At 75.0% G+C, this 2,027-nt stretch carries 2 protein-coding genes; one reads left to right on the plus strand and one right to left on the minus strand.

All coding sequences use genetic code 11. The annotated features are described in order from the left end of the window. The first annotated feature begins 160 nt into the window (after positions 1–160). Positions 161–697, plus strand: coding sequence for a hypothetical protein (locus tag EAO75_RS45195; protein ID WP_148000929.1), 537 nt, complete (start codon positions 161–163; stop codon positions 695–697). On the opposite strand, the gene EAO75_RS45200 is transcribed toward EAO75_RS45195, so the two are convergent. After that, a partial coding sequence (locus EAO75_RS45200; RefSeq protein WP_148000930.1) for a helix-turn-helix domain-containing protein occupies positions 694–2,027 on the minus strand: 1,334 nt, incomplete at its 5' end. The two genes, EAO75_RS45195 and EAO75_RS45200, sit on opposite strands and share 4 nt — an antisense overlap.

The following is a 2,027-nucleotide window of genomic DNA, read 5'->3' on the forward strand; positions in this document are numbered from 1 at the left end:
GAGCTGCTGTTCGGCAGCGCGCTGCGCCGACTGCGCCACCGTACGGCGGCGCCGGGTTGGCTGGCACCGCGGCTGTTCGGGACGTGGGACGCGGAGGGGTTTCAGGGGCGGGCGGCGCCCTGAGGCCGCAGTGTCGGACCCGCATGCCATGCTCAGGATCATGGTCAACGCGGACGCTGCAGAGCACTTGAACGACGACGAGGCACCTCCCACGCCGGCCACGCCCACGACCCCCGCCGAGTGGGACGCCCTGATCGCGGAGTGGGACGAGATCCGGCAGGGCTACTCCCTCGGCGACGCCCGGGGGACGGTCCTGGCGTGTGCGCGAAACCTGGAGACGAGCGTGGCGGCCGACGGACCGGACACCGCGCTGTGGACCTTCGGGCTGGTGCTCATCGGCCCCTACGTGATCCACGCCGACCCGGACGCGGCGGCCGAGGCCCGCGTGCTGAAGGCGATGGCCGCCGTCGAGCGCGCTCTCGGGCAGGCGGACTGTGCGCATGAGGAGCATCCGTGCGACGAGATGCCGGACGACGGCGAGCTGGACAACCTTCTGGACGTGCTGGAGATGCTGGCCCGTCCGGAAGGGGACACCGACGGCGAGTCGGACTACCGGTTCGAGAGCCGGACGACACGGGAGGTCTGGGCCTGCCCGCGCAATGTCGCCGGGTTCGCCCGTGAGTTCTCCCAGGTCTAGGGGGCCGCACTCGCGTCGCTCGCATCGCTCGCATCGCTCTCGGCGATGAGCCGTACCAGTTCGATGCGGGAGCGGATGCCCAGGCGGGTGAAGACGCCTCGCAGGTGGTGATCGATCGTGCGCGGGCTGAGAGCCAGGCGTACGGCGATCTCACGGTTGGTGGCGCCCTCGGCCGCCATACGGGCGACCAGGAGTTGCTGGGCCGTGAGGCGGGCGGTCGGTGTGTCGGGGGCGGTCCGCGCAGGGGCGGCCGGGGTGCCCAGGGCGCGCAGCTCGGTGCGGGCCTGCGTCGCGCAGTGCGGGGCGCCGAAGGAGTCGAACGCCTCCAGGGCGCTGTGCAGACGGTCGCGTGCCTCCGTACGGTGGCGCAGTCGGCGCAGCGCGCTGCCGAACAGCAGCTCCGTGCGGGCGCGTTCGAAGTCGCGGGTGCCGTGGGAGTGCAGGTCGAGTGCCGTGCGGTAGTGGTCCACCGCCTCGGCGCCGGGGGCAAGCAGGGCCCGGCAGCGGGCGCTGAGGGCCAGGTCGTCCGGGCTGCGTACGGCGGCGGCCCAGCGGTGGTAGTCGGCGTGCGCCACGCGCGCGACCCGGGTGTCGCCGGTGCGGACGGCTGCCTCCACGTAATGCGGGGTGGCCAGGTGGCGGATCGCCCGATGGCCGTGGCCGGGGCCGAATCCGGCGAGGGCGCGCAGCCGGGCGGCCGCGGCGGCGAACCGGCCACTGCTCAGGTCGAGGAAGGCGAGCGCCCACTGGGCGAGGGCGGCGGGCAGGCCCAGGCCACGGGCGAGGGCGTACGACCGTGCCGTCGCGGCGCGCTCGCGGCAGACCTCGGCGTCCGCGGTGAGCGCCGCGAACATGGCGAGCGCGGCCTGGAGATGGCAGGCGCCGTTGTCCTGGCCCGTGGCSTGGGCCTGCCACAGCGCGTCCGTCGCGGCGGCCTCGCCGGCCCGGGGGCGTCCGGTCCAGAAGTCGGCGTACGCGCGGAACTCCATCGCCTGCGGCACGGTCACGGGCGTGCCCCGCGCCCGGGCGGAGGCGGCCGCGCGGACGGTCGCGGTGGCCGCGCGGGTGTGGTCGCCGAGCAGCAGGGCGGCGATCGCGGCGTGGATCAGGACGGTGGGGTCACCGCCGGGACCGCATCGCCCTGCCGCCGACTTCAGCAGGTCGCGAGCGTCGGCATACCGCCCGTCGAACGCGGCCACCAGCCCACCCAACGTGCCGGGCGCCGCGACACCCAGCCGATCGGCGACCCGGGCGGCATCGCGCAGGCGGCGGACATCTCCGGTGTAGATGGCGGCCTCCGTGGCACGGGCGAGGAGGTGGGTGGCGGGGG

The sequence above is a fragment of the Streptomyces sp. UW30 genome, from assembly GCF_008042075.1.
GTDB lineage: Bacteria > Actinomycetota > Actinomycetes > Streptomycetales > Streptomycetaceae > Streptomyces.